The 19,322-nt window shown below is 36.1% G+C and carries 13 protein-coding genes and 1 rRNA gene (1 of these 14 cut by a window edge); 4 read left to right on the top strand and 10 right to left on the bottom strand.

Going from position 1 to position 19,322, the window contains the following annotated elements; genetic code table 11:
- A 16S ribosomal RNA gene (locus EG339_RS10720) occupies window positions 1–938 on the bottom strand; it reaches 579 nt to the left of the window's first position.
- A 1,107-nt stretch (window positions 939–2,045) separates the two neighbouring features.
- On the opposite strand from EG339_RS10720, the gene EG339_RS10715 reads away from it, so the two are divergent.
- Entirely contained in the window at window positions 2,046–4,925 is a 2,880-nt protein-coding gene (locus EG339_RS10715; RefSeq protein ID WP_378114157.1) for a M16 family metallopeptidase, read from the top strand.
- Window positions 4,926–4,996: 71 nt separating this feature from the next.
- Here the strand turns inward: EG339_RS10715 and EG339_RS10710 are convergent, their stop codons facing one another.
- The 3 genes from EG339_RS10710 to EG339_RS10700 all read right to left on the bottom strand — a co-directional run bounded on the left by EG339_RS10710 (window position 4,997) and on the right by EG339_RS10700 (window position 9,280).
- Window positions 4,997–6,076 (bottom strand): GNAT family N-acetyltransferase, encoded by a 1,080-nt coding sequence (locus EG339_RS10710; protein WP_123870183.1) that lies wholly within the window; start codon window positions 6,074–6,076, stop codon window positions 4,997–4,999.
- Window positions 6,073–7,074 (bottom strand): polysaccharide deacetylase family protein, encoded by a 1,002-nt coding sequence (locus tag EG339_RS10705; RefSeq protein ID WP_123870182.1) that lies wholly within the window; start codon window positions 7,072–7,074, stop codon window positions 6,073–6,075. The genes EG339_RS10710 and EG339_RS10705 overlap by 4 nt, the downstream gene beginning before the upstream one ends.
- 67 nt (window positions 7,075–7,141) lie before the next feature.
- Window positions 7,142–9,280: a S46 family peptidase gene (locus EG339_RS10700; protein WP_123870181.1), complete on the bottom strand. Its 2,139-nt coding sequence runs from the start codon at window positions 9,278–9,280 to the stop codon at window positions 7,142–7,144.
- 285 nt (window positions 9,281–9,565) lie between these two features.
- On the opposite strand from EG339_RS10700, the gene EG339_RS10695 reads away from it, so the two are divergent.
- A complete protein-coding gene (locus EG339_RS10695; RefSeq protein WP_225717580.1) occupies window positions 9,566–10,054 on the top strand; it encodes a copper resistance protein NlpE in 489 nt (162 codons plus the stop codon).
- Between the two features lie 35 nt (window positions 10,055–10,089).
- On the opposite strand, the gene EG339_RS10690 is transcribed toward EG339_RS10695, so the two are convergent.
- Entirely contained in the window at window positions 10,090–10,737 is a 648-nt protein-coding gene (locus tag EG339_RS10690; protein ID WP_123870180.1) for an MgtC/SapB family protein, read from the bottom strand.
- 246 nt (window positions 10,738–10,983) lie between these two features.
- On the opposite strand from EG339_RS10690, the gene EG339_RS10685 reads away from it, so the two are divergent.
- Together EG339_RS10685 and EG339_RS10680 are read left to right on the top strand one after the other, a co-directional pair.
- Complete coding sequence (locus EG339_RS10685) at window positions 10,984–11,382, top strand: immunity 22 family protein (protein ID WP_123870179.1); 399 nt, start codon at window positions 10,984–10,986, stop codon at window positions 11,380–11,382.
- Between the two features lie 223 nt (window positions 11,383–11,605).
- The gene (locus tag EG339_RS10680; RefSeq protein ID WP_123870178.1) at window positions 11,606–12,211 is read left to right on the top strand and encodes a hypothetical protein; all 606 of its coding nucleotides are present in this window, start codon (window positions 11,606–11,608) and stop codon (window positions 12,209–12,211) included.
- A gap of 59 nt (window positions 12,212–12,270) precedes the next feature.
- Here EG339_RS10680 and polA read toward each other — a convergent pair whose 3' ends face one another.
- From polA to EG339_RS10655, 5 genes are all read right to left on the bottom strand, one after another.
- The gene (gene polA, locus EG339_RS10675) at window positions 12,271–15,105 is read right to left on the bottom strand and encodes a DNA polymerase I (protein ID WP_123870177.1); all 2,835 of its coding nucleotides are present in this window, start codon (window positions 15,103–15,105) and stop codon (window positions 12,271–12,273) included.
- 254 nt (window positions 15,106–15,359) lie between these two features.
- Complete coding sequence (tssD, locus tag EG339_RS10670; RefSeq protein WP_002984165.1) at window positions 15,360–15,773, bottom strand: type VI secretion system tube protein TssD; 414 nt, start codon at window positions 15,771–15,773, stop codon at window positions 15,360–15,362.
- Between the two features lie 500 nt (window positions 15,774–16,273).
- The gene (locus EG339_RS10665; RefSeq protein ID WP_123870176.1) at window positions 16,274–17,617 is read right to left on the bottom strand and encodes a DUF4280 domain-containing protein; all 1,344 of its coding nucleotides are present in this window, start codon (window positions 17,615–17,617) and stop codon (window positions 16,274–16,276) included.
- Window positions 17,618–17,686: 69 nt separating this feature from the next.
- Window positions 17,687–18,256 (bottom strand): hypothetical protein, encoded by a 570-nt coding sequence (locus EG339_RS10660; RefSeq protein ID WP_123870175.1) that lies wholly within the window; start codon window positions 18,254–18,256, stop codon window positions 17,687–17,689.
- A gap of 1 nt (window position 18,257) precedes the next feature.
- Window positions 18,258–19,319 carry a LysM peptidoglycan-binding domain-containing protein gene (locus EG339_RS10655; RefSeq protein ID WP_123870174.1) on the bottom strand — a complete coding sequence of 354 codons (1,062 nt, stop codon included), beginning with the start codon at window positions 19,317–19,319 and terminating at the stop codon, window positions 18,258–18,260.
- Between the last annotated feature and the right edge of the window lie 3 nt (window positions 19,320–19,322).

Here is a 19,322-nt window from a genome sequence, read left to right as displayed (position 1 = left end):
ACATAATCCACCGCTTGTGCGGGCCCCCGTCAATTCCTTTGAGTTTCAAACTTGCGTTCGTACTCCCCAGGTGGCTAACTTATCACTTTCGCTTAGTCTCTGAATCCGAAAACCCAAAAACGAGTTAGCATCGTTTACGGCGTGGACTACCAGGGTATCTAATCCTGTTCGCTCCCCACGCTTTCGTCCATCAGCGTCAGTTGTTGCTTAGTAACCTGCCTTCGCAATTGGTGTTCTAAGTAATATCTATGCATTTCACCGCTACACTACTTATTCCAGCTACTTCAACAACACTCAAGACTTGCAGTATCAATGGCAGTTTCACAGTTAAGCTGTGAGATTTCACCACTGACTTACAAATCAGCCTACGGACCCTTTAAACCCAATAAATCCGGATAACGCTTGCACCCTCCGTATTACCGCGGCTGCTGGCACGGAGTTAGCCGGTGCTTATTCGTATAGTACCTTCAGCTAGATACACGTATCTAGGTTTATCCCTATACAAAAGAAGTTTACAACCCATAGGGCCGTCGTCCTTCACGCGGGATGGCTGGATCAGGCTCTCACCCATTGTCCAATATTCCTCACTGCTGCCTCCCGTAGGAGTCTGGTCCGTGTCTCAGTACCAGTGTGGGGGATCACCCTCTCAGGCCCCCTAAAGATCGTAGACTTGGTGAGCCGTTACCTCACCAACTATCTAATCTTGCGCGTGCCCATCTCTATCCACCGGAGTTTTCAATACCAGATGATGCCATCCAGTATATTATGGGGTATTAATCTCCCTTTCGAAAGGCTATCCCCCAGATAAAGGCAGGTTGCACACGTGTTCCGCACCCGTGCGCCGCTCTCAAGTCTCCGAAGAGACTCTACCGCTCGGCTTGCATGTGTTAGGCCTCCCGCTAGCGTTCATCCTGAGCCAGGATCAAACTCTCCATTGTATGTTTGTCTGACTCACTCAAAGTTTTTTAACGCTTTAGTTTTTCCTTACTTGGTTGTTATATTGTATGTCAATGATCTTTTTATCTTCCGCTTTGTAACGAAGCAATCTCTCTGTCAGTGTCGCTCCGTATTTGCGAGTGCAAAAGTAAAACTTTATTTTGTAATGACCAAATGTTTTGAAAGAAAATTTTAAAGTTTTTCAAGTAACCTTAATCCTTCCCAAACCCTCAATCTATCTACTCCTGCGCTCCGAATTATTTCGGACTGCAAAGATACAAACTCTTTTTTAACTCGCAACTCTTTTTGCAAAAAGTTTTGAAGTTTTTTTCGCCCGATATCTTAGTAGAATATAATGTTTATGCTTAGCTAAAAGCTCTTCTGCGCTTGTACTGATACTCTCGTTTTCAGTGGGGCAAAGATAGCAACTTCCTACAACGCAAAACAAGTTTATTTAACATAAAATTCATACTGACTACGCTTTTTACCCCTAATACGCTGATACCATGGACGAAAAATTTTAAACATTTGTTTGGAGAAAGGGGATTGAATTATATGTGAAGGTAATGGGTAATGGAATGTATACATTATATATAACAGGTCTTGGGTTATTTCAGAATTTGGTGTTGGTATGGGTTTTAGAGGATTAAGTATGGAAGGCAATTGTAAAAATCGGGAGTGAATATTTTTATTTCCCACAGATGGCACAGATTTTCACAAGGGATTGAGGATTGTGGTGTTGGATCGTGAAATACTTCTTATAGATAATGGCTAAGTTAATGCTTACTATTAACGTTTAGCTCATTGCTTATTATTCATACTTCCTCCCTAGCCCCGATAGCAGCGGTTACCCCGCAACAGGAATTGGAAAGCTGCAGGATTTAAGCATTGGAATGCCAAAGCGTGAGGAGTATGAGCGGATAGCGGGATAATGCTCATGAAATATAAATGAATGAAATAATGCATTCTTCAACTTCTTAAATAGCAATGCTTCTTTAGTCTGATTCATCTATTCAAATATCATAATAGATGTAATAGTAATAAAAGCGGAACCTATGTTTTTCTGATTGCTTACATTTGTATTATATTCTTACTATAATAAGGATGAAATGAATTCATATATGACAGACAGAAAATATAAAGAAACGGCCCATACAGATAAAAACCACTACGAATATACTACAGTAACCCACGATAAAAATAAAGTAAGAATCTACACATTAAAGAATGGATTAAAGGTTTTCCTGGCCCAAAACTTTGATGCGCCAAGAATTCAAACTTTTATTCCGGTAAGGACAGGTAGCAATAATGACCCAGCAGATAATACGGGTCTGGCCCACTATCTTGAGCACATGATGTTTAAAGGAACGTCTAAGATAGGAACTCAAAACTGGGAAAAAGAAAAGATACTTCTGGATCAGATCTCTGCTCTTTATGAAGAACATAAGGCTGAACAGGACCCTGAAAAGAAAAAAGACATTTATAGAAAAATAGACGAGATTTCTCAGGAGGCAAGCCAGTATGCTATTGCCAATGAATATGACAAAGCTATTTCTTCATTAGGTGCTACCGGAACCAATGCCCATACATGGTTTGATGAAACGGTTTATAAAAACAATATCCCGAATAATGAGCTGGAAAAATGGCTGAAAATAGAAAAGGAAAGATTCTCAGAAATCGTTCTACGCCTTTTCCATACGGAACTGGAGTCTGTATATGAGGAATTTAACAGGGCTCAGGATAATGATTCGAGGCTGGTGAATTATGAACTGATGGCTGCGCTTTTCCCTACTCATCCCAACGGACAACAAACTACACTGGGCAAGCCTGAACATTTGAAAAACCCTTCTATGAGGGCTATTCATAAGTATTTTGATGAATACTATGTTCCTAATAACTATGCTATGGTATTGGTTGGTGACCTTGATTTTGAAGAGACAATTCAATTGGTAGACCGGTATTTTGGCACCCTTCCTTACAGAGAGCTTTCCAAAAAGACTCCAATTGTAGAACAACCTATTACAGAAGTGGTAGAAAGAACTGTAAAAAGCCCTACTACTCCACGGGTTCAGCTGGCCTGGAGAACGGATAGCTTCGGAACAAGACAAGCCATGCTTGCTGATATTGTTGTGAATATTCTAAGCAACAGAGGAGAAGCTGGTTTACTGGATCTCCATATCAACCAGACTCAGAAAATGCTTTGGGCACAGGCTTTCTCTGTAGGATTAAAACAATATGGTTATTTTTCTATTGTTGCTGTTCCAAAAGAGACCCAAACCCTGCAGGAAGCAGCCAATATGGTCCTGGAGGAAATTGAGCTTATCAAGAAGGGGGATTTTCCGGACTGGATGCTTCCAGCTATTATTAATGACTTCAAACTCCAGAGAATGAAAGGTCTTGAAACGGCGGAAGGCCTGGCCACGACCTTATATGATATTTATATAAAAGGAAGAAGCTGGGAACAGGAACTGAATGAAATGGATGAATATGCAAGTTTTACCAAGGAAGACATTATCAGTTTTGCCAATGACTTCTTTAAGCACAACTATGTTGTTATTAATAAAGAAAAAGGAGTTAATGATAAGTTATTGCGGGTTGATAATCCCGGTATTACTCCTGTTAAGATTAACCGTGATGCACAATCTGAATTTTTAAAGCAGATATTATCTGATAAAACGGAGGATATTAAACCTGAATTCATCGATTATCAAAAGGAGATATCAACTGATGAGATCAAAGGAAAAAAATTGAGTTTTGTAAAGAATAAATATAATGATATTGCCCAGGTTCATTTTATTTTCCCATTTGGAAGTGATAATGACCGTGACCTGGGAATTTCAACTCAGTTGCTTCAGTATTTAGGAACGGATGAACTTTCTCCTGAAGACCTGAAAAAGGAATTTTTCAAAATTGGAGTCAGCAATGATTTTAAAACAACCAATGACCAGTTATTAATTTCCCTGAGCGGGCTGGAAGAGAATATTGAAAAAGGAATTGCTCTTCTTCAGCAATGGATGTACCATGTAAAACCTGATCAGGAAATTTATAGTCAATTTGTTGGAACTGTGCTGGAAAACCGCCAGGCCGTAAAAAAAGATAAAAACCGCATTATGACAGCGCTGACTAATTATACTAAATTGGGAAGCCCATCACGTTTTACAGACATCATTTCTAAGGAAGAACTTGAAAGCAGTACAGCTGAAGTATTCACTGACCGAATGAAGAAGCTGTTCAAATTCCCTTATCAGATTTTCTTTTACGGAAAAGACTTTGAAGCATTTAAAGGCTATATTGGTAAATACACCGAAACGGAAAGCCTTCGGATTCCTGAGCCCAAACAATATCCTGAACCTGCTACCGGCGGAAATGTATATTTCATTGATTACGATATGGTTCAGATGGAAATGAGCAAGGTTGGAAAGGGAAATATGGTGAATCCTGCTAATTTCGGAAAGGTAAATGTGTTTAATGAATATTTCGGAAGAGGATTATCTTCCATTGTTTTCCAGGAGATCCGCGAGAGCAAAAGTCTGGCCTATTCTGCTTATGTTTCTTATGCTGCCAATGCGGAATTGAATCATCCTGATTATATTACCACTTATATCGGGACACAACCGGATAAATTAATGATTGCTGTTGATACGATGAATGAGCTGATGAATGAGCTTCCTGAAGTTACCACTCAGTTTGAAAATGCTAAAAATGCTGCTTTAAAACAGATTGCATCTACCAGAATAACCAGAAACAATATATTTTTCAATACTCTAAGGTTAAAGAAACTTGGAATCTATCATGATTTCAGGAAGGATATCTTTAAGCAAATTGAGGCACTAACATTTGAAGACATCAAGCAGTTTTATCAGTCGGAAATTCAGTCCGTAGATTTTAACACGGCCATTATTGGTAAGAAAGAGAATCTTGATATGGAAGCCGTCAATAAAATGGGAGTATTTAAAGAACTAAGTCTGAAAGATATATTTGGACATTAAATATAAAAAAGCCACTCAGTATCTTTATTGAGTGGTTTTTTACTTTATAATTGATAATTGATACGCTTAGCTTATGTCATCATACAATCTCCGTCTCCATCCTGATAATGTGGATTAAATCCTTCAGGAAGGTTCTGGAGCAGCTGTTTATGAAACAGATATCTTCTTTCAAAGTCACGTTCATGGATCTTTGGAAATGTTTTTGAATGTTCAATTTCTTTATTAAGTTCCTGCTGATAACTAGTGAGAGCCTTTATTTTATTTTCAACAATAAAATAGCTTAAAAAGTCAATAAAACACCCCATATCTGATTTGGAAAACAAATACGGAATTTTAAGATATCCATCCCTTAGAAGCAACAGAGAACAGGTTGTTAACGAATGTTGATGATCATATATTTTTATCCAAAAATATTTAAAGGTTTGCGCATAGCTTGAAAACAGGTATCTTTCATCTTTTCTCTCTCCTTTCAACACCCATGGATACTCTATAAAATGATTAATTTCATTTGGTTTTCTCCTGCTTTGAAAATTGGCTATAAAATAAGTACTTTCTACATCAATATGATCAAGAATTTCAAAATGAAAATCAGGTTTCCTGATCGAAATATTCTTTACCGAAATTACAGCATTGACAGTGGAGTCCAAAAGAAAGAAAAATTGTTTAAATACCTTTGTCTTAGGCTTTTTTGCAGGAATAATAGTTGCTAGGTCTGTATTAAAGTAGAAACGTTTCCCTTTTTTAGGAAAGATATATTCAAAATAGCCCATGATATTATAAAAGGTTTCTGCTTCTAAGGTAAATTCGGTAATGGCAATATGCCCTTCATATCTTTCCAAGGCTTTTTCCAGAAGTTTTTTTGCTATTTTTTTTCCCCTAAACTCTTCGCTTACATAGAGAGTACTCAACCATGCATATCTTATCACTTTTTCATCGATTATAAACCGATCAGGAAAGCACCCTAAGTACCCCGCCAATTTTCCGTTACAGAAAGCCAGAATAAGAAGTGTCTGTTCATCCAAAGCTTCAGGGTTCATAATATGAGATATCGCCCGATGTTCTGTAATAGGCAGGAAATCATACTGTTTAAATTCTCCGGATGATACAAAATCTCCCAGTTGTTTTTTATTGAATGTCTTTAGCTGTATCATTTTCTTACAATCGTATTTTTATTCATCAGCTTTTTCAATCTGAAATAAGCAATTTCTTTTTTAAGGATTCTTTCTGCACTTTCGCCTATTTCCATCGGTATTCTCTGAAAATTCCTTCTTACACTGTCCAGTTTAATCCCTGCCGCACCAAAACTGCAGTATATTTCTTTATTCTTGAAAAGGGCTTCAAAGAAATTATTTTTTACCCCGAAATCAGTGAAGGGAAATGCAAAACTTTCATACAGGAAATCATTTTCCTTTAAATAAGTGAAGGTTTTATTGACAGACTCCACCTGCTGTTCAAAAGACAGAGTTCCGAATTTCGGATGATCCCAACTGTGAGAAGATATTCCAAAACCTCTTTCAGTAAGTTTTCTCAGCTCCTCAGTGTTCAGGTAAGGTCTATATTTCTGTAAATATGATGGGAAATCAACTTCGAGCTTTTGGGCCAACAGATCCAGAGTATCCTTTTGCTGATAGCTAATTTTCAGGATTTCCTTTTTCAAATTTTCTATTGTAGACTGACTTCTGTGAGAAAGAATACTATATATTTCAGGGTTCACAGATTGTTTCTTTTCCAGAATCTCTACAAGCAAGCTTGCTTTGCATCTGAACATAAGCTCATTATTATCAATGAAAGCCGGATTTATAAAATTACAGGCATAAATTCCTTTGCGTTCCAGAACCGGAGCTACCACGTCATAAAACTCTTTTAATCCATCATCAAAGGTAAGTAAAGCAATTTTTTTCTGAGCTTTAAAGTTCCCGGAAGTAAAATCTTTGAATTCCTGCCAGTTTACCCACTGAAAATGTTTTGAAAGACAATCTATGTCGGCTTCAAACTGCTTAGTGCTCCTGTATTGGATTATATGTTTTATATGTGGAAGGTTTTCATCGGAAACACAATGATAAACGGGTAAACAGTAATTCAACGGAAAAGACTTTCCGAAATGGCTGGTTTCAAAAGCAGTAAATAGATTAATGATCTGATCTTTCATCCTAAAAATAAAAAGAACCTATTCAAAATATATTCGAATAGATTCTTTAAAGGTATAACTTTTAAAATTATTTTATCACTTTCATTTCATCAACAAGCCATTTGGCATCAGCAAATTTCTCAACGATGAAAAGAATGTATTTTGTATCTACCATAATGTTTCTGCTGAAACGCGGATCATAATTAATATCACTCATGGTACCCTCCCACTGTCTGTCGAAATTAAGACCTATCAGGTTTCCGTTCGCATCAAGGGTTGGGCTTCCTGAATTCCCTCCTGTTGTATGGTTTGTAGCCGTAAATCCTACAGGTACATCACCTGTTTTATCTTTATAGATTCCGAAGTCTTTCTTGTTATAAAGCTCAATCAGTTTTTTAGGAACGTCAAATTCATAATCTCCTGGAATATACTTCTCCATTACTCCGGCAAGGTGAGTCTGGTATCCGTAAGAAACAGCATCTCTTGGAGCAGATCCTTTGATCTTTCCATACGTTACACGAAGTGTTGAGTTAGCATCAGGGAAGAATTTCCTGTCTTTATCAGTCTGCATCTGCTGAGCCATAAACTTCTTCTGCAACGCATCAATTTTGATCTGAAGTGAAGTATACTGCGGATCTGCCGCTTTCATATAAGTTTCTTTCATAGAAACATAAAGCTGGTAGATAGGGTCTTTCTTCAATGTCTTAATCAGCTTGTCCTGATTAGAGAATGCTTTATCAATATCTGCTGTAAGTGTTCCGCCATTTACAGCTGTTCTTCCTGTAATAACAGAGTTCTTGGACATATCTTCTACAACAGGGATGTTTGCATTTTCATCCTTATACTTGTTGAAACCTGCCGGTAAAAACTGTGGGGCTGTTTTGTTGGCATATAAAGCCAGCAATTTTGCTGTTACTTTAGCATCAAGTTCTGCGCTATAATCCTTATAGAAAGAAGTCAGCTTTGTTTTCAGTTTGGTAAGCTCCTTCTCATCCATTCTTCCGGCATCTACAGCTGCTATATAATCGTAGTAATCTCCAGCCAGCTTCAATGTTTCAGCATTTCTTACCACTTCCGTGTAATATGCATTGTTAAGTGCATAAGGAGCCTGTTCATTGTAAAGCTTGTTCAGCTGATCTAAAGTTGTTTTAATTTCAGGGTTTTTAGAAACCAAAGATCCTTCATACATTACTTTTTTCTCCACTGCATTGGATTTCTTTAATCCTTCTACCTCACCGATCCATTTTTTCCAGTAATTGGCTACAGATGCGTATTTGGAAGCATATTTAATACGTGTTTCGTTATCTACACGCATTTTTTCGTCCAATGTTTTTAAAGCTACATCACGTACGGCAATTCTTGCAGGGTCAATATCAGTCATGATCTTTTCCACTGCTACTGCCGGAAGATATTCTGTAGTTCTCCCCGGAAATCCGAACACAAATGTGAAATCATTCTCATTCTTATCTTTGATGGAAACCGGTAAATAGTGTTTCGGAGTGTAAGGAATGTTGTCTTTTGAGTATTCTGCAGGCTTATTGTCTTTATCTGCATAGATTCTGAACATGGAGAAATCTCCGGTATGCCTAGGCCAAACCCAGTTGTCTGTATCACTTCCGAATTTCCCGATGCTTTGAGGGGGTGCTCCTACAAGACGGATGTCTTTATAGGTTTCGATAGTGTAAGCATAGTACTTGTTTCCATAGTACATCGGCTTAACCATGATCGATTGGAAAGATTCGATTTTTTGAGAGTTTTTATAAACCTCAATATTATTGTTGATCTTTTTAGTAAGTTCAGGTTCTGTAAGATGATCTGTTCCTTCTAAAATTTGTGAGCTGACATCTTTTATATCTATGATAAAATCTACTTTTACTCCCGGATTCGGAAGCTCTCCACTCATATTCCTGGCCCAGAAACCATTTGAAAGAAGGTCATTCTGAACTGTAGAATGTGCCTGAATCTGGCCAAATCCACAGTGGTGATTAGTAAGCAGCAATCCCTTAGGAGAAATGATCTCCGCAGTACATCCGCCATTAAACTGTACCACAGCATCCTTTATGCTCGGTTTCTGAGGATTGAAAATATCTTTTGCAGAGATTTTCATTCCAAAATCCTTCATTTCCTTTTCATTCAGTTCTGTAGGAATCCACATTCCACCATATTGTTGTGCAAATGCCATTGCAGCCGGCAAAAGAAATACGGATAAAAGTATCTTTTTTGTCATAATCAAAATTTTGCCCGAATTTACGAAGAAAAATAGGAATAGCCTCCATAAAACGAGGGTAAAAATGTCAATAATGAATTTTGCTCCACAAATGAAATGTCAACAGTGAGTTTTTGATTCGTAAGTGAATGGTGAATTTTTATTGTCTATAAAATTGACATGTACATCGAATTGACTATTGCTATCTACTTCTCTTCTTCTTTCTTTTCTGAAACTCTCACCCTCATCCTTGGCTCAGTTTTTGTTTATAGCTAGTCAGTTTAAAAATCTACTTAAATAATTATTATGATGAAAAACAAAACACTTATCCTTGGAATAGGAGCGGCTTTATTCCTTGCTTCATGTACTAAAAAAGAAAATGCAGACCGTAAAATTTCAGCTACAGATTCTACAGCAGCTGTTCAATCTACTACTGCGGACAGTACAGCTCATGCAACAACCAGCGCTAAGGGCGATACTTCCGAAAATGCATTGGACTGGAACGGTACTTACGAAGCAACAGTTCCATGTGCTGACTGCCCGGGAATCAAGACTTCCTTAACGTTAAATAAGGATAAAACATTCAGCATCACTGAAGAATATCTGGAAAGAAAATCTAAAAATGAAGATAAGGGAACTTTTACATGGGATGCAACAGGAAGTATTATCACTTTAAAAGGTAAAACAGCAAACTATAAATATAAGGTTGGCGAAAATATTCTAATCCAGCTGGATATGGATGGAAAAGAAATAGACGGCCCTAACAAGGATCTTTATATATTCAAGAAAAAATAAAATAAAGGCTTCGGCCTTTATTTTTTTGCTTTATTCTAAAACTGATAAGCTATAATTGTTGAGTCATCTACTAAATCTTTGATTAATTCTTCATGATGAGTATTCTTGCCTGTCAGCCTCCAGGTCGCAGTAATATTTCCCTGTGTATATTGTTGCTTGATTAGTACATATTTTAAATGATGCTTTTTAAAAAGTGCTTCACAATGTTTTAGATCTGCTGAATGTATTACGCCTACTTTATATTCCCGGATCTTGTTGTAATTATCTATAAAATTTTGCAGATACGTTAAGGCACTCAGAATAATAAGTACCAAAGCGGTACCCAGAAGGGAAAAGTAAACATATCCGGAGCCTACCGCCATTCCTATAGAGGCTGTTGCCCAAATAGTAGTAGCTGTTGTAATACCTTCAATCTTATTTTCCCCTTTAAAGATGACTCCTGCTCCCAAGAAGCCAATTCCGGTGATGATGTTGGCAGCGAGACGATCCGGATTTTCAACACCTATTTTAATGGAAAGAATGGTAAAAAGACAGGCACCAAAGCAGACCAGAATAAAAGTACGAAGCCCGGCAGATTTGTTACGGTACTCACGTTCAGCTCCAATCAGCAATCCTAGGACTACGGAAATAAAGATCAGTAGCAGCTCATTCTTAACCACATAATGGTCCTGTAGAAATTCCATTTTTAAAATTTAACGACAGAATAAATTTACAATAAAAAATTTTTACGGAACTATTTTGGGGCCTAGACTTTGTGTACTATTCCTTAAAAATAGAATGTAAAGAAAAACTTTTGTAATATTACACCTTCAAAGGGAAAAATAAACCTTATACTTATTTTTTTCAACATTAAATGACCACTCGAAAGTTTAAGCACCAAGAATGTTCATTCTAATAATTATAGTAAACAATACAACAAACAATACATTATGGACAAAGAAATTTCTCACTTCTGGCTGGGATATTTTAAAAATGAAGAAGATTTTTATGCCTTTGTAGAGGAGGATGAAAATTATTATCTGGAAGAGGAAAATGAGGATCAGTATGTTTCAAAATTTGCAGAATCTCAAAACATCAAATGGTTTGATGATGACTTTATGGAATATGGTTTTGAAGATGAAAGATTAGGATTGATTGAAAAGTTCTCGGAATATTCTTATGCCGATCAATGGCTTCCGATATTAGAGCAAAAACTTAATGACCTGAGCCTGGATACTCCGGTAAATGCCATCATTTTTGCGAGCAGATTTGTAATTCCTAATCCTGTTTCTGTGGATGGAGAAGAAAACAAACTGTATTATATTGGTGAGATTGAATTTGACGTTTAGGCATAAAGTTAGGATATCTGGCTGTATTTTTTACAGCCAGGTTCTTCCTCGTCTATAAAAATCATTTTTAGTGATTATTCAATCTAAATAGCCAAAGCCATTGAATCTGGTTGGGAATAAATCTACAAAAACCTATAAAACCAGAGGAATAGCATTTATTTTTACAAAAATAAACTTACGTACGGTAAACCGTAAATAATCTTGAATTGTTCAAAATATTTTTGTGCATCAAAAGATTATAACTATGTCACTATCTAAATGTCCACAATGTAAAAACCACATCAGTAATACTGATCATTTTTGTCCACAATGTGGTTATTCTATTAAAGAAAACTCAAAGAAAGCTTTTTCTCAGACTTCCAATACACCTATAAAACAAAATAATGGATGCGGTATTGCAATATTGTTCATCTTAGGAATTGCTTTTATAGGATTTCTTATCAATAAATGTACGGGAGAAGAAGATAATTCTGGCTTAACAACTAATGCTGTAACCCATATTTCCAAAGAAGACAGTATTAAAAATAAAATAAGAAATGACAGTATAGATAAGCAACAAAAAATTGAAGAAGAAAAGTTCTTAAAATCAAAAGCCGGAAAAATTCATAAAAAGCATCCTGAATGGTCGAAGGAGGACTGCATAAATATTTCTGAAAACAAAATTTGGATTGGAATGCGCTATGATATGCTTGTATATATGAGAGGTAAACCTGATAATGTAAATACTTCAAATTATGGAGATGGGCCACAATATCAAGCTTGCTGGCATGATTATGATGCGTCTTGTTTTTATTTTGATGACAGTCAAATCATTACTTCCTATAATTAATAAAGTAAAGGTGAACTAAATCATTCACCTTTACTTTAATTTATGATTATTATATAAAATTAATGAGCTTCCAGCCAGTTATCCCCTACTCCAATTTCCACCAATAACGGAACCTGTGTTTTCAAGGCATTTTCCATTTCGGTTTTAATTAATTTTGAAGCGGTTTCAATTTCGTCTGCCGGTGCTTCGAATACCAATTCGTCATGTACCTGAAGGAGCATTTTTGTTTTCAGCTGCTGTTCTTGCAGCTCTCGGTCTATTTTTATCATAGCGATTTTCACGATATCAGCTGCACTTCCCTGTACCGGAGCGTTTACTGCGTTCCTTTCCGCATGACCTCTTACTACAAAATTATTGGAATTGATATCTTTTAGATGGCGTTTTCTTCCCAGAATGGTTTCAACATATCCCATCTGGCGGGCTTTACTTACCTGTTCTGCCATATATTCCTTTAGTTTCGGATAGGTCTCGAAATACGCTTCTATCATCTGCTTGGCTTCTGTACGGGATAATCCGGTTTGTTCTGCCAGTGCAAAAGCGCCCTGCCCGTAAATGATTCCGAAGTTTACTGTCTTAGCCTGGCTTCTTTGTGTCTTTGAGACTTCTTCCAAAGGAACTTTAAAGAGTTTTGCGGCTGTAGATGCATGAATATCCTCTCCGTTCTGGAATGCTTTAATCATATTGTCTTCTCCTGAAATTTCAGCGATCAGACGAAGTTCAATCTGTGAATAATCGGCAGAAATGATCTTCTTTCCTTCTCCGGAAACAAAGGCTCCACGAATCTGCTGTCCTCTCAATGTTCTGATCGGAATATTCTGCAGGTTTGGGTTCACGCTTGCCAGACGGCCTGTAGCCGCTGTAGTCTGAGAGAAATTGGTGTGTACCCTGTTATCAGATTTATCTATCTGTGAAGGCAATGCGTCTACATAGGTTGATTTTAATTTCTGATAAGTTCTGTATTCCAGGATATGTTTGATGATCTCATGCTTTGAAGCCAGCTTTTGAAGGACATCTTCTGAAGTGGCGTACTGTCCTGTCTTTGTCTTTTTAGCTTTTGGATCCAGCTGCATTTTTTCGAACAGGATTTCGCCCAGCTGTCTTGGCGAGTTCATATTGAATTCTTCTCCTGAGAGTTCGAAAATCGTCTTTTCAAGTTCCCTAAGGTCATTTTCAAGATCAATACTTTCCTGTGCCAGCCATTTTTCATCTAAAGAAATACCTGCCAGCTCCATTTTCGCCAGCACTTTCATCAGAGGCATTTCAATATTGAAGAAGAGTTCTTCAAGGTTTTCCTTTTTAAGTTGTGGAGCAAACAGCTCATACAACTGGAAGGTTACATCTGCATCTTCTGCAGCATAATCTGTCTGTGTTCTAAGATCTGCATCCCTGAAAGTTCCCTGTTTTTTTCCTTTCTTCCCTATGATCGTTTCAATGGAAACGGGTTTATAATTCAGATATACCTCGGAAAGGTAGTCCATACCATGTCTCCCGTCAGGGTTTAACAGATAATGGGCAATCATGGTATCGAACATCGCTCCTTTCACGGTGATGTTGTACTGTTTTAATATTTTATAATCGAATTTCAGATTGTGTGCGATTTTCAGCAGATCTTCTTTTTCAAAAAACGGTCTGAAGATTTCAAGGGTCTGTACTACTTCTTCTCTCTTTTCAGATAAAGGAATATAGTATGCTAATCCTTTTTTATAGGAGAAGCTCATTCCTACCAGTTCTGCTTCCAGCTCATTCAGTGACGTGGTTTCTGTATCAAAACAAACTGCGCTCTGCTTCAACAGATTGTCTACCAGTTTTTTCTGGGCCTTTGGATTGTCTACGAACTGATACAGGTGATCATTATGTTCAATGGTAGATTTTGTAGAAGTTGCCTGATCCAACTCTTCAAAGTTTGCGAAAAGATCAAGCTGCATTACTTGTCCTTTTACTTCTGTTCCGGACGGAGTCTGTTTCACTTCCACTTCACTTACGACAACAGTTTCTGTGGCAGCTGGTGCAAAAGCCCTGTAAAGGTTTTCATACAGTCTTCTGAACTCAATTTCTTCAAAAACTTCTTTTACTTTTTCAAAATCAGGAGTTTCAAGATCGTACTGTTCCTGGTGGAATTCAATAGGTGCATCACAAATAATCGTGGCCAGTTTCTTAGACATAATTCCACGTTCTGCCGAAGCTTCTACTTTTTCTTTAAGTTTTCCTTTCAGTTTATCTGTATTAGCCAGCAGGTTTTCAATGCTTCCGAATTCTTTAAGGAATTTCATAGCAGTTTTTTCTCCTACCCCTTCCAATCCTGGGATATTATCTACGGCATCTCCCATCATCGCCAGATAATCGATAACCTGCTTAGGATCTTCGATCTCATATTTGGCTTTTACTTCTTCTACGCCCAGAATTTCTATATCTCCTCCTTTTAATCCCGGTTTATAGATCTTTATTTTATCTGTAACCAGTTGGGCAAAATCTTTATCTGGTGTTACCATGAACGTGGTATAACCTTCTTTTTCTGCTTTGCAGGCAATGGTTCCTATTACGTCATCTGCTTCATACCCCTCAACTCCAAGAATCGGAATATGCATTCCCTCAAGGATTCTGTGGATGTACGGAACTGCAATCTGGATAGCTTCTGGAGTTTCACTTCTGTTAGCCTTATAATCGGCAAAATCATCGGTTCTTACGTTTGCTTTCCCAACATCAAAAACAACAGCCAAATGGGTTGGTTTTTCTCTTCTTATCAATTCGATCAAAGAGTTGGTAAAGCCAAAGATGGCAGAGGTGTCTAATCCTGTACTGGTTAGTCTTGGATTCCTTATCAGTGCGTAATATCCTCTGAAAATCATCGCATAAGCATCGATGAGAAACAGCCTTTTATCTTGTGTTGCGTCCATATTATCTATAATGAACAAATATAAGAAAATAGGAGGATAAGTTGCTAGTTTTAGAACTGGGTTATGAGATTGGGGATTCAAAATACGAGGTCGTGAATTCACTATTCACCTGTAGAGAAAAGCTTGCTATTGGGGATATGAAAAACATGTTTTTAAGAGGGTTACATACTTACTGCCTATTGGATAAAAAAACAGAACAGTACACTCTATGAGCATACTGTTCCATTAGTTTTTTTAAGTTTTGTTGTGCCGGATTATTTACCTGCTGAAGGCCAAAGTCCAGCGTACTGAGAAGTACCGTAGTCGATAGTTTCAGCACTTACTACGAAGCTGATCAGCATACTGTTGCTGTCTATAGCATCGAAGTCTACTTCGTGTTGGATAACGTATCCGTTCTCCCATTTCAAAGTGATCAGAGTTCCTTCTTCGTGAGATTTGTTGAAAACAATTTCTCCTACTGTTGGCTTATATTTTCCGTTCAATAAGCTTTCCAGGATGTCTGATTTTTCAGTAGCTTCTACTGTAACTTTGATCAATGCGTTGGAAGGATCTGATGCTACACGTCCTGATACGTCTGTTGATCTGGATACGCTGTAGTTCATTTTTAATAGTTTCTGACCTTCTCCGTTGTTGAATTTTAAGATTCCTCTTGAATTTCTTTCTGCCATGATCGTAAATTTTAATCGTTAGTAATATTTATGTTATTGAATAATTGTATGACAAAGATACCCCCCTTCAATTTGAAAAAAAAGCTTTTGGAAGGAAATCTGAAAAATTGTAGTAGTTCTACGATTTTATGTCGTAATTCTACGACAATTGAGTTAAACATCCACACAATCCATTATGAATAAATATTTTAACCATAATTAAAAAACTACAATAAAACATTAATTATTACACCATAAAGAGAAATACTATATTATAAAAGCTGCTTTGTTAATGTTTAAAAATCATTAAAAGCTCATCTGTGATTTACAGACTTTGATGATTCATTATGACTCACTTTAACTAATATCTTTTATAATTTAATGACGGGAATACCAATATAGATTCTGAAATTTATTTTTCTTTTAATTGGGATGAATTGTAACTCTATCAGAAAAGCAGTCTGAATCCTTTTTTTATTTTATCTGTATTATTGATTACAAATTTTACCGGATAAGCACCCTTAATCCACAGACGTATTAGCAACTACAGTACTACCATTAGGCTCAGCCGACATATCATTAGCCATTCCTTCTGCTAATGCGACCCTTGCTTCTTCTGAAAATATTGTTCCTATAAATGGTATTAAAAATAACCCGCCTTGTATAGAATTTGACTTGAAACTCCCAAGACTTGATTTTAAATTTTCTGCTATCACTGTTCTTCCATCATCAACCATACTCGGTGTCATTCTCCCGTTATTATAGAACCTTATAGAATTTTTCCATTCTGGATATTTACCACTATTTAAGTCATTCAATAGTTCTTTCGCCAGAGGGTTATTTCTTAAAACCGGTCGGCTGAGACCTTCCAACTTATCCAATTGTCTCATTAGATCTCTATTATCAGCATAAATTGAATAAGATGTCACAACATTAGTTACTTTACTAAGAATAGTAATATTATACTTTCCCCCGTTTTTTTCTACTTTAATAAGATCTTCGGAATCTTGTGTAAAATCATCAGGTTTAGCAGGAGCACCCCAGTATTTATTTTCATCAATATCTGTTTCTTCAGCTTTCCCGGTCTTAGGATCAATAATATTTTCTTTATGATTATTCATATTATCATAAGTAATATTATCTTTTAGATCTCCATTGTGCTCATGTCCCCATCTTATTCCGCCTCTTAGCCCATAATTGATGCTACTAAAAGCAAGAAATCCTACTCCAAATCGCCCAACTGTCATCCAGACTTTCATCCCAACTGATGCCGTTCCAAATCCAGCAAATGCGCTAGGAAGGAAAAATCCAGCACCAAATGAAGCTACAACATTAATTCCCAGTTCCCATTTATTTTTTGTGGCAATAGAACTTGCTGCTGCTTTTGCAGATGCTTCATCAAAAAAAGGGGTAAGGATACCATCTTTTTTACATTTTAGAATAGAGGAACGGGTAATAGCTGATGCTCCATTAATTTTGACACTATTATGTGCTAAAAACCATTGTCCGCCATTCAGAGGGTCGGTACATTTATGATTAGCTGCAACAACAGCCGCAACAACTCCAGAAGCTAACAAAACTCCTCCCGCAGCTAATGCAACCCAACCTAAAGGGTTAGATAATAATAAAGCTCCTACAATAAGCCCTGCACCAAAAGCCAATAGTGTACCTGCCAAATTTGCAGGTGATTTGCAGGTGAACTCAACCATAATATTTTTATCATCAACTGTCAGCAAAGGTTGTTTAGTATTTTGATAATATACATCTGCCTTTTTTCTGCTTAACGAAAACTTTTGCGGGTCTGAACTTAACTGGTATGTACATACTGCAAAAACTTTATCTTGTGGGATATATGAAACAGCCATAACTTCTTACTATTTTAATTATAAAAACATAAAAAATCAATACATATACAACTATGCAAAATATTTAATTTAGAGAGAAAATATATAAAACATACCCAATACTAAAGTTAATAGCCCCAATGCTAACAATATGAAAGGTAGCCACGAAAGGAATATAAGAGAATAATCTATTCCTCTTTTTAATTTCTTGGTGATTAATACCTCTGATATATCTTTCTGTAAATTTTTAATATTATTTATTTCTTCTTCTGTAATTTTCTGGAGATTAACCCAGACAATCCAATAGAAATACTCTTTATTTTTTGTATTTATCCTCAATAAATACCCCATTGTTTTGTGGGTTAATAAATAGAAATTATAATCGATAACATCATCTTTATTTATGCCTACCTTCTTATTATCTTCAATTATATTTATATTATTATTAATAATTTCAAATGAAACTAATTTTGAAAATTTCAAATTAATATAGACCATCATAAATGTCAGTAAGGACAGTCCAAATATTAAAAAATAAGTTTGGTTAACAGTATAGCTGAATGTTTGAGCAAAATAAATTAATACTACAACCAATATTCCCATTGCCAGCATAGATAGCAGTAAAACTTTAAAATTAGCGATTCTATATTGCGTCTGCATATTATACTTCTACTTGTTTAATTTTATATTCAGTAATGATTTCAAAATTATTTTTCACCTTTTCAGCAATTGAAGCCTTTCCTTCTGTCATAAAGTTAGATTTTTTATCTATCGTATAGGTTATCCGGTATACAAAGTCAAATTCAGAATAGCTATATTTAAGAGTAGGTTTATAAATCTGGTTATACATTTCCGTAAGAATTTCTTCAGACAGATTCTCCCTGTTTAGTGTTCCTACCAGGCGGTAAGTTGCTAAGTTTTCATCCTCATTAACCAGAGACTTTACAACATCCGTTGATAGATTGATATTTGGAAAGATCTGTGAATACTGGTCTATCGTGTAATTTTCAAGACCAGCTCCTTGAAAAGCTCTAAAAAAGATATGATAAAAAAGATTTTTATCCAGCATTTTAGCAAAATTTTCTTCTTGCAAAAACTCTTTATTTCCAGTATCAATAACATCTTTTGCCTGAGCAGGAGCCTGTGAAGACAGTTGCTTAAACACATCATCATTCATCAATTCAGAGTCTCTGAAATTTATCCATCGCTTTTCAATATCATCTCTGTTGTATATCCTGTTAACTGTACCATATTTTGATACCTCAACAGTAATTGGGCTTTTTATTTTTTCAAATTTATGAGAGAATTCAAAGCCTTTCTCAAATACCGCAGGATCAACATTAAATGTAAAATCAGTTACATCAACATCAAAAATATTACTGTACTCAACCTTTTTAACTAAAAATTCTATATAAGTATTTGCAGACATTGTAATAACCTCATTGTTTACTCTAGTAATATTCAGTTGTTCACAACGATATCTGGATTTATGATTAAAATTCAGTGCTTTAATATTCTGGGTTTTATGTAAAGTATCTTTGATTGATTCCACATTTATAATCAAATGATTAAGTTGCAAAGGAAGTGTATTTCCTATAATAATATTTGTCAGTCCACAATTATCATTATGAAAATTAATAAGTTCCTGAACAGATATCCCTTGACTTTCCGCTATAGAATTTAATGTATCTCCTTTTTGTATCTTGTATTTAATAAGCTCCATTCT

This window comes from Chryseobacterium bernardetii (assembly GCF_003815975.1).
Taxonomy (GTDB): domain Bacteria; phylum Bacteroidota; class Bacteroidia; order Flavobacteriales; family Weeksellaceae; genus Chryseobacterium; species Chryseobacterium bernardetii.
This window is presented reverse-complemented; position numbering and strand designations above follow the sequence as displayed.